Source organism: Novosphingobium barchaimii LL02 (assembly GCF_001046635.1).
In the GTDB taxonomy this organism is placed as follows: domain Bacteria; phylum Pseudomonadota; class Alphaproteobacteria; order Sphingomonadales; family Sphingomonadaceae; genus Novosphingobium; species Novosphingobium barchaimii.
On the sequence record NZ_KQ130454.1, the window covers coordinates 380,477 to 399,548 of the forward strand.

Here is a 19,072-nt window from a genome sequence, read left to right on the forward strand (position 1 = left end):
TTGTCGATGTAGTCATTGTTGAACGAAACTATGTCCGAATCCGGATGATCTGTGGTGACACTCCGGTATGAACGGATGGTAACAGCTTGAACAAGTCGGTTGTCCTTGCACCCCAGCCGGGGTCCCTCGTCCCCGCGACACGACCCGCTGCGGCGCCTGCGCCGGCCGACCGGATTGATCCCGGCCTGCTGCTGGCCTTCCTGCGGCGGCGCTGGCCACTGATCCTGGGTGTGCTGCTGTTATGCCTGGCCGCGGGCCTCGTCATCACCGCACGCCAGACGCCAACGTACCTTTCCACTGCGGAAGTCACGCTCGACGCCAAGGTCGAGCCGATCGCGCCGCTCTCCGAGGACGACCGTCTGGCCGCGCAGGGAAGCCTGGGCGAAACCTATATCGACACGCAGGTCGAGGTCATGACCTCGAGCCACAACGTCGCCGGGGTCGTCGACCGTCTCGGCCTCGCCCGGGACCGCCGCTTCATGCAGGAAGGCGTCAACGCCGCCGGCGCGCGCGACGCTGCCATCGCCTATGTCGAGGACGGCGTCACCGCATTCCGCTCCGGCGCGACCTACACGATCAGCGTCGCCTTCGAGAGCGAGGACCCGGCAGAGGCCGCACGCATCGCCAACGCCTTTGCCGAGCAGTATACGCTGGGCACCCTGGCCGACAAGGAAACCGGCGACGGCAAGGCGCTCAAGGAAGTGGGCGCGCGCATGGAAGCCGCGCGTATCCAGGCTTCGACAGATGCCGCCACGCTGTCGCGCTATCGCCTCGCGCACAACCTGCCAACCACCACAGACCGTTCGCTGACCGAGCAGGAAATCTCCGCCTACAACCAGCAGGTCACCGAGGCCCGCGCTCAGGCCGCGGAGGACACAGCGCGTCTCGCCACCGCCCGCCAGCAGCTTGGCATGGGCTCGGCCGGCGACGACGTGGGCGAAGCGCTGGGGTCCGGCGTCGTGGCCTCCCTACGCCAGCAGCAGGCGGGCTACGCCGCTGAAATCGCATCGCTTTCCAGCAAGTATGGTCCGCGCCACCCCGATCTGCTGCGCGCACGCAGCCAGCTCGATGCAGTGACCGGCCAAATCCGGGAGGAAATCGGCCGCGTCATCTCCAACCTTTCGGCCAAGGCCGCTGTTTCGCAAAAGCGGCTCGATTCTCTGTCCGGATCGCTCAACACCTCGCAAGGCGCGCTGCGGCGCGACAACGTCGCGATGGTTGACCTTCAGGACATCGACCAGCGCGCGCAGGCATCGAAGTCGCTCTACGAAAACTACCTGTCCCGCTACAAGGAGCTGGCGGCGCGCATCGGCATTCGTCAGCCAGAAGCGCGTGTCCTGCACCCCGCCCTGCCAAGCGAAACGCCGGCGCGGCCCAATTTTCTGCTCAACATGGTGCTCTCCGGCGCGCTGGGACTGGCTCTTGGCATCATCTGCGCCATTACCGCCGAGATGATGTTCAGCGGCCTCACCTCCGGCGAGGATGTCGAACGGCGACTGGGCGTGCACTATCTCTGCTCGGTTCCCGAACTCACCTCGGTGCTCTCCCGCAAGGAGCGTGGCGGCGTCGCTGGAGACCCGGTCGAGGCGGTTGTCGACCATCCGCGCTCTGCCTTTGCCGAAGCCTTCCGCAATTTGCGCGCATCGATCGCCTTCGCGGTCGAGAACCCCCGCATCATCGCGATCACTTCGGCCCTGCCGTCCGAAGGCAAGACCACAGTGGCGCTGTGCCTGGCCCGTTCGATGGCCAGCGGTTCCGACCGTATCCTGCTGATCGACTGCGATGTGCGGCGACGCGGGGTCAGCCGCTGGCTTGCCGGCACGCGTGAGGTCGGCCTGCTCGAAGTGCTGCGCGGAGACGCGAAGCTCGAAGATGCGATCGTCACCGATCCGCGCACCGGGCTTTCGATCCTGCCGCTCAGCAGTTCGGCCCAGGAAGACCATGCGCTGCTTACCGGCACCGGGATGGATACGCTGCTGGCGCTTGCCGCCCAGTCGTTCGACGCCGTGATCATGGACACCGCGCCCGTCCTGCCGATGGCGGATGCCCGCCTGCTGCTGTGCAAGGCCGATGCCTCGATCATTGCCGCTCGCTGGCGCCGTACGCCCGAGGCCGCAGTTCGATCGCTGCTGCGAATGCTGCCCGCAGGCTACTTCGGAATGGCCGGCATGATCCTTACCCGGGTCGACGTTCGCAAGCAGGCCGCCTTCGGGGTCGACGAGAACGCCTTCTACAAGGCGTACAAGGACTACTATGCTTAACCTGCTGCCGATCGCCTCCGGCGAGGATGACGATGCATTGCTGGCCAGCGTGCGGCAACGCTATCGCAAGGTCGCCATCGTCCACTACTGGCTGGTGACGATGCGCGGCGGCGAGCGGGTGATCGAGCGGCTGCTGCACCTGTTTCCCGGTGCCGACATCTTCACCCACGTCTACGACGAATCGCGCGTTTCACGCACGATTGCGCAGGCCAAGGTAACCACCAGCTTCATTCAGCGCCTGCCCGGCGCTGCTCGCCACTACCAGAAATACCTGCCGCTCATGCCCATGGCCCTCGAACAGCTGGACCTGCGCGGCTACGACCTCGTGATCAGCAGCGAGAGCGGTCCGGCCAAGGGCGTCATCACCGATCCCGATGCCATGCACCTTTGCTACGTGCATTCGCCGATGCGGTACTTGTGGGATCACTATCACCAGTACCGCGAGTCGACCGGCGCGTTCAACCGCGCGATCATGCCCTTCCTGTTCCACCGCCTGCGCACCTGGGACGTGGCATCCGCCTCGCGCGTCGATCGCTACGTCGCCAATTCACGCTTCATCCAGCGGCGTATCGGTCGGGCCTGGGACAAGCCCTCGACCGTCGTGCATCCGCCGGTGGACGTCAGCCTTTTCTCGCCCTCGGCCCAGATCGATCAGAACTACCTTTGGGTGGGCCAGCTGGTGCCTTACAAACGGCCCGACCTGGCGGTGGAAGCATTCAACCGGCTGGGCCTGCCGCTGCTGGTGGTGGGCGAAGGGCCGATGGCGCCCGCCTTGCGCCGCATGGCCGGACCCAATGTGACGATCATCCCGCGCCTCGATTTCGCATCCCTGCGCGCGCATTATGCCCGCTGCCGGGGGTTCGTGTTCACGGCGGAGGAAGACTTCGGCATAGTGCCGGTGGAAGTCATGGCCTCGGGCCGACCGGTGATCGCCTTTGGCAAGGGCGGTGCGCTCGATTCGATCGTGGACCAGCAGACCGGGCTGTTCTTCAGTGAACAAACCGTCGATTCGCTGATCGACGCCGTCTCGCGCTTCGAGGATTGGCTGCCCTCGTTCGACCCGGCGGTCGCCGTGCTCCAGGCGAGCCGCTTCTCTCCTGCCGTCTTCGACTCCGGGATACTGCGGTCGCTGATGTGAACAAGCCGCCAAGACCGCTCCGGCAAGCTGGCACGCGGTTCGCGATGGGCTTTGCCGCCTGCGCCGGCCTTACCAGCAGTTGCAGCCAAGGTGCGCCTGCACAGACCTCCCCGCAAACCATGACGCTTGGCGTGCAAACCCACTTCGCGCAGGGCTGGCCGGCCACGCGCCTCGACCTTGCCCGTAAAGTCGGTGCGCCTTCCTTGCGCGATTCGGTGCCATGGGCCCGCGTCGAGACCTCGCCCGGCCGTTACACGTTCGAAGGCGCCGGCGTCGCGGCACTGGACAGCTTCTGCCGCAAGGGCGGTTCGCTGCTGCTGGTCGCCGTGCCGCTCAACCCGCTTTACGATGGCGGCGGCGCCTTGCGCTCGCCGGGTGCGAAAGCTGCGTTCGCCGGATACATCGCCGCGCTGCAAGCCCACTTCGCCTCGTGCCTGACCGCGATCGAGATCGGCAACGAGATCAACAGCATGAACTCGCGCCAGCTGTTTCGCCCCGGGGAAACCGGCGTCGATCCCTTGCGCGAATACGTCGATCTGGTGCGTACCGCGCGCGAGACCCTGCGCGCACGCGGCGGAACCGCAAAGATCCTCGGCGGATCGAGCAACATGATCGCGACCGGCTTTCTCGACTCGCTGTTCGCGCGCGGCCTGCTCGATGCCGCCGATGCCCTCGCCGTGCATCCCTACCGCTCGCAGGCAGAGAACCTCGATGTCGAACTGGCGCATCTTGCCGATGTCATGCGCCGCCGCGGCAAACCCCTGCCTGTCTGGGCCAGCGAGTTCAGCGACAATTACCCGACACCCGAAATGGCCGCGCCGCAGCTGGTCAAGGAAGCGACCCTGCTTGCGGCCGGCGGGGTGGAGGCGGCCCACTGGTACGCGCTCGTCGACCAGAAGTGGTTCCGCAACATGGGCCTGTACGATGCCGATGGCCGCACCAAGCCCGCCGCGCAGGCGTTCAGCCTCGCCCAGCGCGAACTTCTGGCACACGGCCGCCCCGAGCGCGTCGATGTGGGCGATCCGAACGTGCGCCTCTATCGCTTCGGCGCGGATTCCTGGGTGGCCTGGGGCGCTTCGGGGCGGGCCGCCTTCGATGCCTCCGCCCGCCTGCTCGATGCACGCGGACAGCCGCTTTCCGGCACCGAGGCCGAGCTGAACGACGATCCGGTGATCGCCCTGCGATCCGCCCGCCCGACCTTCACACAGGGGCCGGTAGTGGCCGACAGCCTGCTCGGCTATGGCAGCGGGGACTGGCGCTATCTCGCGCGCAAGGCGGACGGGAGCGAGCGAACCCTCCCCTTGCTCGACGGCCAGTGGACTACCTACCACGGCGACCGCTTCGTGCGCCCGCTGTGGATCGGCGACGTCGCCGGTGCGCCCGCTGGCGAGGGGACCGGGGCCATCCACGCCATCGTCCGCTACACTTCCCCCGCCGCGCGCAAGGTTTCCATTGCCGTGTGCATCGACAAGCAACCCGGCGGCGACGGCATCGACGTAGCGCTGCGACGGGGCAAGACAGACCTCGCGGCCGCCCTTGTCACAGCGTCCCAGCGCTTTGCCCTGCGTGATATCGCGCTGGGCGCGGGCGACACTGTCGACCTTGTCGTGGGACCGAACGTCAAGGCGGGCCGAGACGGCTTCCGCTACCGCATCCGCATATACGCCGAGCCGCACGTCCCCGCTGCGGACTGCCCGGCCCGCGCGGTTTCCGTTTACCCGGCCAAGATCTGAAAGACGCGCATGGAACTTACAATCATCGGCGCAGTCCAGCTGCTGCTCGGCCTGGGGCTTTTCGTGTTCGGATCGCTGCGCGGGCTTTTCGCGTTCGTGATGATATCGACCCTGTTCGGAGGCTCGGCTGCGGTCAACCTCACGGCGCTGGGCGGATCGTCGATCACGCCCGCGCATTTCGCGCTCGCGTTTCTGCTCCTGCGCTGCGTCGTGCCGGGCAGCGTGCCGCCCGGCAACCTCGTCGATGCCCTGCGCGGCAATGCATGGCTCGTGGTCTTCGTCGTCTACGGCGTTCTCGCCGCACTGATCCTGCCGCGCGTCTTCGCGGGCGAGATCGACGTAACGCCCCTGCGCGGCCAGATTCGCGCCCGCTACGGCAGCGAACTCGCGCGTATTCTTGCCGCCGCGCCGCTGCGCTTCAGTCCGCAGAACATAACCACGGCGGTCTATATGACCGGCACGCTGATGATGGCGCTGGCAGCGCATACGGTGCTGCGCTCTCGCCCCGCCGTGGCGGGCGCCGCGGGCACCGCACCCACGCCCGCAAGCCGCATACTGGTTCGCACCGCCGCCACGATCGGGATCGTTCACGCCCTGCTCGGCTTCGCCAGCGTGGCGCTGCGCAATACCCCGGCCAACGTCGTTTTCGAATTCTTTCGCAACGGCAACTATGCCCAGCTCGATCACGAATGGAACGGCTTCGTGCGCATGAACGGCGTCTTGCCCGAAGCCTCGTCCTATGCCGCTTTCGCCGTGGTGTGGTTCGTGTTCAACTTCGAATGCTGGCTGCGCGGGGTCGAGCCTCGCCGGACCGGACCCGCCGCCCTGCTGCTGGGCACGGCGCTCGTCGCCAGTACCTCGTCCAGCGCCTATGTCGGACTTGCGCTTTTCGGCACTATCCTGGCTGTGCGCGCAGCGGTGACGCCGCGCCTGTTCACGTTCGACCGGCTGGCCTGGATGATCCTTGCAGGGCTTGCCGGCATGGTCTTGGTCAGCGCGATGCTGGTGCTGAACCCGGTGCTCGCGGGTGCGCTGCGTGACCTGCTGGAACACATGACGCTCGACAAGGCCGGATCCTTCTCGGGCCGGCAGCGCCTGTTCTGGGCGGGACAGGGGCTGGAGGCTTTCGTAGTCTCGCACGGATTGGGCATCGGCCCCGGCTCGTTCCGCTCGTCCAGTCTGGCGGCAGCTATCCTGGGTTCGGTGGGCGTGATCGGCGCTGCCGCTTTTGCCGGACACTTCCTGCGCGCGTTCAAGCCTCTGGCGCTGTCGACCTGGATGCGCAGCGGCGAGGCTGAACGCGATACCGCCGCAGCCGCAGCCTGGGCCATGCTGGTTGGCGTGGGCGTGGCCTCGGTCTCGGCGCCAAGTTGCGACCCCGGATTGACCTTCGCCATCCTGTCCGGTTCGGCCATCGCCCTGCGATCAGGCCGGCGGACCGCCGAGGCAGTGCCGGGGGATGCGGGCGGGGCCGCGTTCGACGTGGGAGGCGCCGCGGCATTCGGCCCGCTGCGGGTCCCCCTACCGGCCTGATGCGGCAGATGGGGCTTTCAGGAAAGGCTGCGCGGGCGGGTGAGCACGGAGCGCAGCAACCCGCCCAGTTCCGCCCTGCGCGCGCTTCCCAGCATCAGCAGCAGAACCGCCGTGTAGACCAGCATGCCCTGCACGATGAGGAAGCCCAACCGGGTGAGCGCGGCCAGTCCGGTCACCGATCCGTGCACATGCATGGTATCGCCCGTCCCCCACACCACCACGGCCATGACCGCCGAAGCGCCGAGCGCGGGCGCGATACCGGCCAGCACGTCGGCGGCGCGAATTCCGCTTGCCCGCTGGAGCAGCACCATCTGCAAGGCCAGCGTCACATAGGCGCGCCCGACATAGGCGACCGCGAACCACAGCAGGCCGTGGGGCGCAGCGGCGATGCAGAACACCAGGGTAAGCGTCAGCTGGATCGCCGCCAGCCGCGCGATCACCCCGGCCCGGCCCAGCACGGTGAGCGCCGGATCGGCGAAGAAGTTGAGCGCGAAGGGCGGCCCCAGCAGGCACAGCACCCGCGCCAGCGGTATGCTTTCACCCCATTGCGGGCCGAACAGCAGCGGAATGATCTGATCCGCCAGCACGCCGATCCCGGCAATGGCGGGAAAGGCGATCATGGCGCTGGTCGATACCATCTTCACATAACCGCGCCGGAATGCCGGCATATCGTGCTTGAGCTTGGCGAGCGTGGGTACGGCGACGGTCGAGAACGGCGTGATCAGACCCTGCGCCACCACCTCGATCGATTTCCAGGCGGTGCGATAGACGCCCACCGCGCCGATTCCTATCATCCGGCTGAGGATCACGTCCTGCGCGCGGTTGAGCGCGACAAGGAGCAACTGCGAGCCGGCAACGCTGGCCCCCAGCTTCCACTGGGCGCGCAAGGTGCTCCACGAAACATCGAAACCGGGGCGCCAGCGAAAGGCGTGCCAGGCGACCAGCGTGCCGATCGCCTCACTGGCGAAGCGTTGCACCACCAGCGCCCACACGCCCCAACCCGCCTCTGCCGCCACCAGCGCCAGCGTACCGCCGACCAGTCCGGCGCCGAGCGAGCGGATCGCCAGCGCACGGTGGCCGAATTCGCGCAAGTTGCGGCTCATATGCGTAGCGCCGGCGGCCGAGATCGGCACCACGAAGCCCAGCGCGGCGATGACCGGTGCGGCTTCCGCGCTGCCCAGCGCGTTCGCCAGCGGGCGGCGCAGCACGAAACACAGCAGGGCCACGAGAAGGCCCATCGCAAGGTTCGCCCAGAACACCGTGTCGGCAAGGCGCGGGGTGACTTCCTTCGCGCGGTACAGGCTGCTCACCAGTCCGCCCTGCGCGATGATCTTGCCGATTTCCGCCACCGCCAGGCCGACGATGAATACACCGAACGTCTGCGGACCCAGCCGATGCGCGAGAGCCGCGAAGACGATGAAACCGAATATCTGGTCGCCGCCAAAGCGCACCACGCTCCATCCGATCGCTCCGGCTGCCCGATGCCGCAAAGTACCTTCGACAGCCATGCTGCATCCCTAACGTTTTCGTTTCGCTTGCATAGTCATGCCGCAACTGCGAAATAGCAAGTCAAAGTCATCATCAGAAGGATGATCGCATGAACTCCGAATTAAATTCTTTTAATGGCTCATTCGACAGCGCCATTTCTCGATTGAATGAATGCTTTTCGGAACACCTACAGGGTAAATTCGCCCTCCTTGATTTCCCCAACTATTCCAACGTGGGTGATTCCGCCATCTGGCTCGGCGCACTTACTTTGTTCCGATCCCTGGCGGGCGCCGATCCCGCCTATGTCAGCGCCTTTCATAATCTCGACGACGCGGCGCTGCGTTCGGCAGTACCCGAAGGTCCGATCTTCCTCATTGGCGGCGGCAGCTTCGGCGACATCTGGAACCATCACCAGAACTTCCGCGAAGGCGTGATCGCCCGTTTCACCGACCGGCCGGTGATCCAGCTGCCGCAATCGATCCACTACAACGACCCGGCGCGAATCGCGCAGACCGCGCGCATCATCGCCGCACATCCCAACTTCACGTTGCTCGTGCGTGATGTCCCGTCGCTGGAACTGGCGCAAAAGTATTTCGACTGCCCGGTCCACTTGTGCCCGGACAGTGCGTTGGCCATCGGCGCCACCCGCGGCGCCGCCCCGTCGATGGACGTGCTGGCAATGCTGCGGACCGACAAGGAAGGCGCGGGCGTGGCGCAGGTCCCCGCCGGCATTCCCGTCGACGATTGGCTGGACGAGGATATCAACGCCGTGCGCCGGGCCAAGGCCGCCGGCGCCATCCGCGCCTGGACCGCACTTTCGCCGTCAGCCGCCCGCGCCAGGTCTTACGAGGCTGCGGCACGCCACCGGGTCGAACGCGGTTTCCGCCAGCTTTCGCAAGGCCGCGCGATCGTGACCGACCGGCTGCATGTCCATATCCTGTCACTGCTGCTGGGCCGGCCCCATGCCGTGCTCGACAATTACTACGGCAAGATCGGGCGCTTCCTGGATGCCTTCACCGGGGCATCGCCGCTGGTCTACCGCGCCGCAGATCTGGACGATGCGATTGCCTGGGCACGCGAAGCGGCCAGGAACCGGCAAGCCGCGTAAACACCCCGGAAAAGTGTGCTGCCTCAGCCCGCGCGCAGGCGGGGCAGCGCCATGGCCCGGCGCCCGACCTGGCCGATGGCCGCACGCACCACAACATGGAGCGGCGGCTCCAGCCAGGCGGCGATGGCGAGCGAGGCCAATAACGATCCGGCCATCGCGCCCAGAAACGCCGGTACCGGGCCAAGCGGGGCTGCGGCCAGCAAAATGGCGCCGCCGACATGGATATGGATGAGATAGAGCGGGTAGGTCGACAGGCCCGCCAGCCGCAATGCGCCTGAAAAGCGCTTTGCCCGCACCGCGATCGCATCCCGGTACAGGAACGACAGCGCGACCAGCGCCGTGATCGCAAGCCAGATTCCATAAGCCAGTGGCCATCGCCCGGCGAGGTCTGCCCGTCCGGCCATTTCCCAGCTCGCCGCTTCGCGAACCTGCAAGGCCGCCGCTGTAACGCAGGCAAGTGCCAAGACCAGATGCCGCCGCCGCAGATCGCCATTACCAAGCCGGGCGCAGAGCATGCCGATCGCGAAATACCCCCCGTGCTGGAACAGCAGGAGTTCGGTGAGGCGCCCTCCTCCTGCCAGCAGCCCTGTCGCTACCGCCGTCCAGTACCCCGCGCTCGCCAGCCCCAGCCCCCAGGCAAGCGCCTGCATCCCGCGCGCGGCCCGGCCCGATGCCAGCATCGCCCAGATCACCGCGTAGAAGCACAGTTCGACCGGGATGGTCCAGAACTGACCGATGATCCAGGGCCCCCAAGGCATGAACGTGAGCGTCTTGAGCGCCAGCCACGCCGCCTGTCCGGGCGGAACGGCAAAGACCAGCACCGCGACCGGAAAGGCAATGGCGCAGGCGATCAGCAGTGCCGGCAGCAACCGCGCCGCGCGCCGCTTGGCAAAACTGCGCGCGCTGACCCCTTGCGCCGAATAGGCGATGACCGCCCCCGAAACGACGAAGAACACCTGAACGCCGACCCATCCGCACCAGCTCAGCTGCCAGCCGGGCGGATAGGCGATCACGGCGCCCAGCGCCGCGTTGAGCATACTGCCTTCGATCGCCCAGACCTTGAACCCCAGGTGATACACCACCACCAGCACGGCAGCGAGCAGGCGCACGGCATCGAGCCCATAGACGGGCGCCTTGCGCGGAAGGGAAGATACGGGGCTGGACGTCATCGCCCGCGACCATTCGCGCAATCGGCCGATAGGCCAAATTAACTCGCGGTCATGACCTCGATAATCCGGCGGGCCTGTTCACGCCAGGAAAAGCCCTCAGCCCGGGCAAAGCCCTGAGCGCGCAGGGATTGCGCAAGGGCCGGATCGCCGAGAACCCGCCGCACCGCCGCCAATATGTCGTCGCTGTCGAGCGGGTCGCAGTAGAGCGCCGCCGTCCCGCACCGTTCGGTCATGGAGGGGATGGCCGAGGCGACGACCGGGCAGCCCAGGCTCATCGCCTCGACCGGCGGCAGCGGCGATGCCTCGTAGAGCGAGGGAAACAGCAGGCATGAGGCCTGACGATAATAGCCCGCCAGCGCTTCGAGACAGGGCACCTGCCCCACGAATTCCAGCATATGCCCCACATCCGGCGCGACGCTGGCGCGAATGGGGGCGAGGATCTCATTGCTCGCGCCGACCAGTACGGTGCGCACGCCGTCTTCGCGCGCAAGGCGCTGGGCGACGGCGATCACCCGCTCGACGTTCTTGCGCCGTGAAAGAGAGCCTACATAAAGCACCATCCGCTCACGCTCGCCGCCCTGCGTGCCGGGCGCACCGCGCTCCACCCGGTCATGGCTCCAGCCGCCGTTCTGGATGGCGACGATGCGCTTGCCCGCACGTCCGTTCAGGCGTTTCAGGCGTTCGCGTTCGGTCACGGAAACGGTGAAGATCGGATCGGCGCGGCGCAGCAGTACGGGCAGCAATGCGCGGTGCGCCCAGCGGTAACGCAGCGAATAGGCCTGCGGCAGCGAGAGATAGGATACGTCATGGATCATCACCGCCACGCGCTGCCCGGCCAGCGCCGAGGCGAGCGGGGCGGTGTTGCCCAGGCACAGCAGGCGCCGTCCCCTGACCATGCGCGGCAGCACCAGTTGCTCCCACAGGTGCCCGCTTGCACCGCCCCGCCGCTCCACTTCGATGTGGCGAAGGCCCAGCGACTGCACGTCCGCACCCGCTTCACAGGCCAATGCGATACGGTGCGCGGTTTCGCCGGCTCCGACCATCCGGTCCATTTCGGAAACCAGTTCGCGGGCAACCCGCTGCACGCCCGTAACGGGCTGCATCAGAAAGCGGCCATTGATCAGAATCGCGTCGTCGCGCTGCGACATCCAAGCCCCCACGTTACCCCTCCTGCATGGCGCGCGATGCGCCGCTAGGGAAGGTTCCTCTTGCACGAAATCGCGGTTAAATCTTGGCAATACCGATAATTGCGCGTCGCAATCGCTGCGCCTCAATATTACGCTGAGGACCTCTGCTTCGATGGCTTGTACGGAAAGGCGGCGCTGTTTCTTCATGTCGATGCTGCCGGTCTACATCAACGGCAAGTTCTATTCGGGCGGCCTGAACGGGGTTCACCGGGTAGCCGACCGCCTCGTGCGCGAGATCGACGCGCGCCTTGGCCTGGAATCTGGCGGGGCCATTCCGCCCGTCACGCTGCTGCTGCCCGCCCGCCACGACGGCGACTGGCGGCCGCAGCTCCAAAATATCGAAGTGCGCACTCTGGACGAAGCGCCCTCGCAAGGCTGGGAGCAGCGGCGATTGCCTGCGCTCGCGGCGGACGGCGTGCTGGTCAACCTCGCCAATCTTGCGCCGCTGCGCCATCGCCGCAAGATCACGCTGATCCACGATGCGCAGTTCCTGTTTCCCGACAGTTCGTACCCGCTGCGCCAACGCCTGGGATACCGCCTGCTGACCCCGCGCATGGCCCGGTCAAGCACGGCGGTGCTCACCGTGTCGGACTATTCGCGGCGCATGCTCGACGTGATGGGCGTTTCCTCGGCGGCGCGCACCGGGGTGCTCTACAACGGCGTCGACCATGTACTGGAGGCGGAGCCGGACGAACGTGCCCTGGCCGAACTCGGCCTGTCCCCGCGCGGGTACACGCTGATGTTCGGCAGCGCCAAAGCCTACAAGAACAACGCCGTGGTCTTTGCCGCCTATGCGCAAGGCGCGCTTGCCGCAGTGCCGCTGGTGGTCGTGGGCACCACCCGCGCCGCACTGGCCGCGCAGGGCCTGACCGCTCCCGAAGGCGCCATCTTCGCCGGAAAGTGCGACGATGCACGGCTGCGCGCGCTCTATGCGCAGGCGCGCTGCCTGCTGTGCCCATCGCGCACCGAAGGGTTCGGTCTGCCCCCGCTGGAGGCCATGCTCTGCGGCACGCCGGCCGTGGTCGCGCCCGCCGGGGCCCTGCCCGAAGTGTGCCGCGACGCCGCGCTCTATGCCGATGTCGACGATCCGGCTTCGTGGGCACACGCGATCACCGCGCTCGATCCCGCCTCTTCCCTGTTCGCGCGCAAGGTGGAGGAAGGACGCGCACGGGCGCTGCAATTCACCTGGGCGCGGGCCGGCGGCGAACTGCTGGACACGATCATGTCGCTGAGCGAGCAGCCCTTGAGGCAGGCAGCATGAGCGGCGCGCGCCCACGCGTCTCGGTGATCCTGCCGTGCTACAACGGCGAGATCTATCTGCGCGAGGCGGTGCAGTCTATCCTCGATCAGACCCTTGCCGATTTCGAACTGATCGTCGTCGACGATGGCAGCACCGATGGCTCGCCTGCGATCCTGCAAGACATGGCGGGCAAGGACGCGCGGATTCGTGTGGTCACCCAGCCCAACGGCGGCATTGTCGCCGCGCTCAACACCGCGATCGAACATGCGCAGGGGCAGTACATCGCGCGCATGGACGCCGACGACGTCTCGTTTCCCGAAAGGCTGGCATTCCAGGCATCCTACCTCGATCAGCACCCGGACGTCGTGCTGGTGGGCGGCTATGCCGTGGGAGACCGCAACCCAACCCCCGCCAGCACCCGGACCACCGGCGGGCGCCATGCCAGCACCGACCTTTCGGTGTTCCCCCCCCGCGTCGCTGTTTCGATGCACCCGCTGATCATGATGCGGGCGGCCGCGCTCAGGGCCATGGGCGGCTACCGCAGCGACTATCGCCATGCGGAGGACTACGACCTGTTCATTCGTGCCAGCGCCCACGGCCGGATCGAGAACCCGCCCGTCGACGTATTGTTCTACCGCCGCCATGAAGGCGCGATCTCGATCGGCAATGTCGAGGAACAAGAGCGTTCCGCCGTGCGCGCAGAGCTTGACGCCATTGCGCGCACCGGCGCCGGCCGGCCCCCGGCCCTGATCGTCGAGGCCTATACCCGGCTGCGGATTTTCCGCCGCTACCGGGCGATCTCGGCAGAACGGGTGCGGGCGATGCGCCTGCCCGTGCTCGCCAGCCTTGTCGCGATCACCCCGCGATCATTGCTATCCAGCCGCTTCCGCCGCCTGCCGCTGTTGATCGGTGTTGCGCTGGTACGCTCGATGCGGACGGCCTGAAACGCGTTCGGCCTCCGGCGCTTTTCCATCGCCGGAGGCCGAGCCGGTTGTCATCGCGTCGCGGCGTCTGCCGTCAACTGGCCTGCAATGCGATGGTGGCGGCAACCCACTGCCCCGAGGCGGAAAGCGTGAAGGCCCCCGGGTCTTCCGCGCCCGAGGCGATCTTCCATGCACTCGCATTGGTCGACTGGCCGCTCGCGCTCGATGCCCGCGTCATGAAACCCGAATACCCGGCTGGACCGGAGGACACAGCGGCGGTGCCGTCAAGCGCGAGGACGGCGATGTCCAGGCTTGCGCCCGTCCAGCTTGGGGTAATGGCCGGCGGGTCTGCCGACGTGGCGGCGCTGCGCAAGTAACTGCCCATCTCCACCGCCCCGGTCGCCCCGGTGACGCGCAGCACCCGCGTCACCGCCTGCTGCGAGCCGGACAGGGCGACGTTCAGCACCCTGCCGCCCTCCGTGCCGTCCGCTGTCCGCGTGAACACCATCAGCGTGTGAGCGTTGGAGTTCGAAACGTACTGGGCCCGCTGTGTCCAGGCCCCGGCGGTCGCATTGTCCCAGGTGACGGCAGGGACCGCATCGACCGTCATAATCGCGACCAGCACGTCGCCGGCGTTGACGACCCCGGGCATGGCCACCGTGATGCCGGTCGCATCGGCGGCGTTCCAGCTCTCGGTCTGGTCGGCCACAGTGATGGTTGCCGCCGCCGCCACTGAAATCGCGAAAGCGGCTTCCGCCGTTGCCCCCAGACTGTCGGCCGCGCGCAGGACGATGCCGGACCGCGTGCCCGCAGACGCAGGTGTGCCCGAGATGACGCCCGTCCCCGCATCAAGCGCAAGCCCGGCGGGCAAGGCCGCCGATCCCGGTGCGAGGGTGAAGGCGTAGGGCGCCGTGCCCTTCACCACGCGCGGGGTATAACCGGTGTAGGGTAGCCCCTGCTGACCGGCCACCGGCACATACTTCAGGGCAAAGGGGATCGCCGCATAGGCCGCCCGAAGGTGGTCGGCGCGCGTGCCTGCGTGAACCTCGTTCGGGTGTACCCCGTCCGAGGAATTGCTCCCCTGCGCCATGCCGCGCCCGGCATCGGTTTCGGCATCGGAGAGGATGAAGGCAGCATCGCTCGCCACCGTGTCCACCGCGTCGAAGCAGGGCAGTCCGTCTTCGGCGAGCGGGCCCGAGCGCAGCCATGCATTCCATGCATCACGCGCCGCTTCCTGATCGGCCGTGAACGTGACGTCGGCGTAGGCCTCCTGCCAGATCACCATGTCGAAGCCGTAGGCCCGCAGCTTTGCAGCCATGTGCCGGGCCTGCCCTTTCATCGCCGCGACTGCCGTGAGCGCGCTTGGCGCATCGGTGACGTTGGTCTTGATATCGTTGTGGCCGTAGTCGCTGACGTAGACGTTGGGCACGCCGGGCGTGAGATAGGCGGCGGATGCCGTGTTGAAGCCGGTATAGCCGAGTTCCAGCCGGTGCCCCGCGATGCCGATGTTGCGATAAAGCACGCCGGCGGCGGAGCGGTGGTGAAGCGCGGCCGTGATCGTGCGGTTGTTGGCGCCGCCGGTGCCGAACACGATGCTGTCGCCGCCCGCAAGAAACGAAAGCGTGGCCGGCTCCGCAGTGGAGAAAACCGTCTTCAGCGCGGCCTTGATCGCGGTGACTTCGCTATCCGTCGGCGCGGCGGCATAGACCACGAAACCGCGCCAGTCGGTGCGCCCGCCGTATTCGATCGCTTCGCCGACCTCGCCCCCGGTATTGAGCATGGCGGCGGCAGCGGCGGGGTAATCCGCCGTCTGCTCGTCGCGGTGAACGACTTGTTTCGCCGCGTTGGAAACAAGACCCAGCACCGCAAGGTTGTTCACGCCAAGCGCCCGCGCATTCGTTGCGGTCGCCGGGATTGAAGCGCCCGCCACCATCGGCTGCATCGCCAGATTTCCCGCGCTGCGCGGACTGGTCAGGCCGTAGTCGGTCGCGCCGGCGCCGAACGCCCAATAGCCGCAGGTCGCCGCCTGCCCCGGGGTGCGGGCCGCCATGAACACCGCGCAGTCGGCGCGCGGGATCGCAAGGGTTGCCGGTATCAGCATCGGGCTGTCGGTGTCGTAATTGGTGATGATCGGCCCGCCCTCACCCAGCCAGAGCGAGGGCTGCGCGGAGGCGGTGGGCTGTGTCAGATGGCGGCCATTGCCGGTCTGGTCGTAAACCGCCGCGACCGTGAGAGGCGAGGCGCCCTGAAAGGCCGAGGCAGCGGCGATGTCCAGGGCCTGCCCGGAAAAGCCGATGTCGAGTTCGGCCCCGTCCGATGCGCGGCGCAGGCGCAGCGCCGGTCCGGCATAAGCGGACACCAGCAGGCCAAGACCGTAGGCCCCGGCCAGTGCCGCGTTGGCGGGCAGATACGTGCCCGGCGTAGGAGTCGGTGTGGGTGTGGGCGTCGGAGTGGGCGCCGCAGTCGCCCCGGTCAGCGTCACGGCATATTCCACCGCGCGGGCGGCAGCGCCCGTGCCCACGCTTTCGCGAACAAGCGCCACCTGGCTCGCCCCCGCAGCCAGCGCCGAGGCCGCAGCGATGCTGGTGCCGGCCAGCGCCAGATTGGCATTGCTGCCCGAACGCAGCGAAAAGCTGGAACCCGAACCCAGCGCACGCGGCAGCGCGAACAGCGCGCCGCTGCCTGAAACGGTGCGCGTGCGGTTACCGACCCCGCCTGAGCGGCCCCCCGATACGAGGCGCGTCATGCTCAACCCTCCCCGACGAGATCGGCGGCGGTCGTGCCGGCGGCGCGCACGTAAAGCGCCCGAACGGCGATGTAGCTGGCATCGGGCAAGTTGCGATAGGTCACGTCGGCGGCGCCATCGACGCCGCGCAGCACCACGTCGCCGCCCGTGCCGACGTAGATGCCCTTGGGCACCAGCGCCAAAGCCTGGGTGTCACTGGGCAAAATTGCGAAAGGCGAGCGCGACGGCGCGAAGGCGGCATCGGCATGGGTCTGGAAGGGGTCCTGCATCTTGGCAACTCCGACTGGAAGGCAAAGGGACTGATGGCCGAGACGCTTGTCGCCCCGGCTTTCGTTCGCCTTATGTTCCATTCGAATCGTTGTAGGAAAGTGATTATTCGCGCGGGCGCCGCCCTGGATTCACGCCGAAGCGGCAGGCCCGTGGTCGAGATTGCCGGCAGCCTTGCGCGCCAGATCCTGACGCACCGCCGCCCGCCCCTCACGGTCGAAGCCCAGTGCCTGCGCCACGCATTGGCGCGCCGCGTCCGGCTGATCTCGCGGCAGGACGGGAATGACGAACCGGTCGGCGACGACCCGTACCTTGGCGGTCCCGTCCTCGATCGCCAGCGCCGGAGCTTCGGCAAGGATCGCAAAGATCAGCGCGTGAAGGCGATTGGTCAGCACCAGTGCAGCTTCGCGGTACAGCGCGATGAGCGGGTCCAGTTCGTACCCGCCGAGCACGGTGATCTCACGCTCGGGCCAGCGCGCCACCAGACGGGCAGCGGCGGCCTTGTCCATACCCTCGCGCGGATCATGACAGGCGATGACGATGCGCGCACCGGGCAGTGCGCTCAACGCCGCCTCCAGCGCCGCGTCGAGCGCATCCCCTTCGATCGAGCGTCCCTCGCTGCCGTCGATGCAGGGGGCGATGACGATCCACCGCCGCTCACCCCGCCCCGGCGAAATCGTATGGGCGCCGGCCGTGGGCAGGAACACCATGTCGGCATTGACCGCGTGCGCCTTGCCGGGAGCCAGCCGCGCCAGATTGCGCGCCGATGCCTCGTCCCGCAAATTCACGACCTTGCACAGTGACAGCACCGCCCGCCACAGAACCCTGCGCATCGGCGAACGGATCGTGCTGACCCCCAGCCCCCGCGTGACAAGACTGCCGCCGCCCAGCCGCGCGCTCAACACGCCCGCCAGCAAGCCGAGCAAGGACGGGATCGAGACGTTATCGCGCACCAGTTGCCCGCCGCCGAAAACGAGCTGCGCTCCGAATGCCTGCCGCGCGAATGCCGGTATGGCCTTGCCGGAAACCAGCACACCGCCCGCCGCCTCGACCTGCCGCTCCACCGCCGCCGGCAGCGGTGCCCAGCGGCGCACGAGGCCCCCGCGCCCGCTGGTCAGGGCAAGGTTCTGCAGCAGCAGTTTGAGGTCGCCCAGGTTATGCAGATCGCCGCAGACGAAGACCTGGCGCCGCATTTGTGCCTGTGCCTGTTTCCGGGCTTTGGCCATAGCCGCCCTCGGGTCCGGGGTGGTCGCCAGTCCCGTCACATCTCCAGTATCCGGCGCGGATCGACGCGCCCGCGCAGGCAGTCGAAAATGGCGAGCATGTTGCCCAGCAACCGCCCCCGCCGATCGACCAGCGGTTCGGGCCGAAGGCTGCGCAGCGCGTTGGCCGCCACGTTGTTCCACATCAGCCGGTTGCCGAAATCCGGCCGCATCGTGCCCTTGCGCTTGAGGTAGACGATGTTCGCTACCTGCGAATAGCCCAAGCGCTTGCCCGAAGTGCGCCCGCCGCTGGTGCCCAGATGCACCCCGGTCACCGCGCGGGTCGACACTTGCCGCCCCTTGCGGCCCAGCCGGTTGGTGAAGTCGATATCCTCCTGCCAGCCGTAAAGCGGCAGGTTCTCGTCAAAACGCATCCCTTGTGCCGCACTGGTGCGGATGGCCATGTTGCAGCCGTAAAGCTCATGGCGGTGGCGCAGCTCCGCCGACGACGGGTCGGGCTTTGCCAGCAGTTCGAGCGCCTGCTCGACCGTGAAGCCGCCCTGCCGCACCCCGTCCCCGCGCAGTTCGCCGGTGATCCCGACAATATCGGGATGCGCCTCGAACAACGCCTCCACCTGTGCGAGGTAATCATCCGCCGGGATGAAATCGTCGTCGAAGAAGACGATGATGTCCGCCTGCCCTTCAAGCGCCTCAAGCGCGCGGTTGCGTTGGCGGCACAGGCCCCTTTCGGAAAACACGATGCGCGGCGCGCCGCGCGCCTGCTCGACCCCGGCGACATCTGCTGGCGAGACCGATACGACCATCACGCCGTCGGCAGGCCGGGTCTGCAAGGCCAGCAGGTCGACGGTCCGGCGCACCAATTGGGCACGGCCAACCGTGGCGATCACGACGTGGATGCTAGGCAAGCGGCCAATTCCCTCGACAGTTACTATCGGCGCGACATCGCAGCCGATGAACACATGGAACGCGGCAAAGGATAAAGAGAACGCGGCCAACTACAGTGTTAAAAAATAGTCACTGCGCGCGAACATCCTGCGAATATCGAGGTAACTCTGG

Annotated in this window: 14 protein-coding genes; 7 read left to right on the top strand and 7 right to left on the bottom strand. The window is 67.3% G+C overall.

All coding sequences use genetic code 11. The features are described from left to right. Positions 1-86 precede the first annotated feature (86 nt). From V474_RS12335 to V474_RS12345, 4 genes are all read left to right on the top strand, one after another. Positions 87-2,261 (top strand): GumC family protein, encoded by a 2,175-nt coding sequence (locus V474_RS12335; protein WP_059151777.1) that lies wholly within the window; start codon positions 87-89, stop codon positions 2,259-2,261. After that, entirely contained in the window at positions 2,254-3,399 is a 1,146-nt protein-coding gene (locus tag V474_RS25595; RefSeq protein WP_148649379.1) for a glycosyltransferase, read from the top strand. Before V474_RS12335 ends, V474_RS25595 begins: the two co-directional genes overlap by 8 nt. A 131-nt stretch (positions 3,400-3,530) precedes the next feature. Then, positions 3,531-5,132 carry a hypothetical protein gene (locus V474_RS25600; RefSeq protein ID WP_148649380.1) on the top strand — a complete coding sequence of 534 codons (1,602 nt, stop codon included), beginning with the start codon at positions 3,531-3,533 and terminating at the stop codon, positions 5,130-5,132. 9 nt (positions 5,133-5,141) lie between these two features. Then, positions 5,142-6,665 carry a hypothetical protein gene (locus tag V474_RS12345; RefSeq protein ID WP_059151778.1) on the top strand — a complete coding sequence of 508 codons (1,524 nt, stop codon included), beginning with the start codon at positions 5,142-5,144 and terminating at the stop codon, positions 6,663-6,665. Between the two features lie 17 nt (positions 6,666-6,682). Here V474_RS12345 and V474_RS12350 read toward each other — a convergent pair whose 3' ends face one another. Next, the gene (locus tag V474_RS12350; protein WP_059151779.1) at positions 6,683-8,173 is read right to left on the bottom strand and encodes a lipopolysaccharide biosynthesis protein; all 1,491 of its coding nucleotides are present in this window, start codon (positions 8,171-8,173) and stop codon (positions 6,683-6,685) included. 212 nt (positions 8,174-8,385) lie between these two features. On the opposite strand from V474_RS12350, the gene V474_RS12355 reads away from it, so the two are divergent. Beyond that, positions 8,386-9,261, top strand: coding sequence for a polysaccharide pyruvyl transferase family protein (locus V474_RS12355; protein WP_236711233.1), 876 nt, complete (start codon positions 8,386-8,388; stop codon positions 9,259-9,261). A 23-nt stretch (positions 9,262-9,284) separates the two neighbouring features. Here V474_RS12355 and V474_RS12360 read toward each other — a convergent pair whose 3' ends face one another. Together V474_RS12360 and V474_RS12365 are read right to left on the bottom strand one after the other, a co-directional pair. Beyond that, positions 9,285-10,430: an acyltransferase family protein gene (locus V474_RS12360; RefSeq protein WP_059151781.1), complete on the bottom strand. Its 1,146-nt coding sequence runs from the start codon at positions 10,428-10,430 to the stop codon at positions 9,285-9,287. A gap of 38 nt (positions 10,431-10,468) precedes the next feature. Next, positions 10,469-11,590 (bottom strand): glycosyltransferase family 4 protein, encoded by a 1,122-nt coding sequence (locus V474_RS12365; RefSeq protein WP_169795063.1) that lies wholly within the window; start codon positions 11,588-11,590, stop codon positions 10,469-10,471. A gap of 172 nt (positions 11,591-11,762) precedes the next feature. On the opposite strand from V474_RS12365, the gene V474_RS12370 reads away from it, so the two are divergent. Both V474_RS12370 and V474_RS12375 read left to right on the top strand, forming a co-directional pair. Continuing rightward, positions 11,763-12,878 (top strand): glycosyltransferase family 4 protein, encoded by a 1,116-nt coding sequence (locus V474_RS12370; RefSeq protein WP_059151783.1) that lies wholly within the window; start codon positions 11,763-11,765, stop codon positions 12,876-12,878. Further along, positions 12,875-13,801 (top strand): glycosyltransferase family 2 protein, encoded by a 927-nt coding sequence (locus V474_RS12375; protein WP_059151784.1) that lies wholly within the window; start codon positions 12,875-12,877, stop codon positions 13,799-13,801. The genes V474_RS12370 and V474_RS12375 overlap by 4 nt, the downstream gene beginning before the upstream one ends. A gap of 73 nt (positions 13,802-13,874) precedes the next feature. Here the strand turns inward: V474_RS12375 and V474_RS12380 are convergent, their stop codons facing one another. The 4 genes from V474_RS12380 to V474_RS12395 form a co-directional block, all read right to left on the bottom strand. Continuing rightward, on the bottom strand, positions 13,875-16,526 hold the full coding sequence (locus V474_RS12380) for a putative Ig domain-containing protein (protein ID WP_059151785.1): 2,652 nt from the start codon (positions 16,524-16,526) through the stop codon (positions 13,875-13,877). Between the two features lie 2 nt (positions 16,527-16,528). Next, positions 16,529-16,795, bottom strand: a complete 267-nt coding sequence (locus tag V474_RS12385) for a spike base protein, RCAP_Rcc01079 family (RefSeq protein WP_059152129.1) — start codon at positions 16,793-16,795, stop codon at positions 16,529-16,531. A gap of 129 nt (positions 16,796-16,924) precedes the next feature. Next, positions 16,925-17,986, bottom strand: coding sequence for a polysaccharide pyruvyl transferase family protein (locus V474_RS12390; RefSeq protein ID WP_059151786.1), 1,062 nt, complete (start codon positions 17,984-17,986; stop codon positions 16,925-16,927). A gap of 68 nt (positions 17,987-18,054) precedes the next feature. Continuing rightward, positions 18,055-18,921, bottom strand: a complete 867-nt coding sequence (locus V474_RS12395) for a glycosyltransferase family 2 protein (protein WP_082699791.1) — start codon at positions 18,919-18,921, stop codon at positions 18,055-18,057. Between the last annotated feature and the right edge of the window lie 151 nt (positions 18,922-19,072).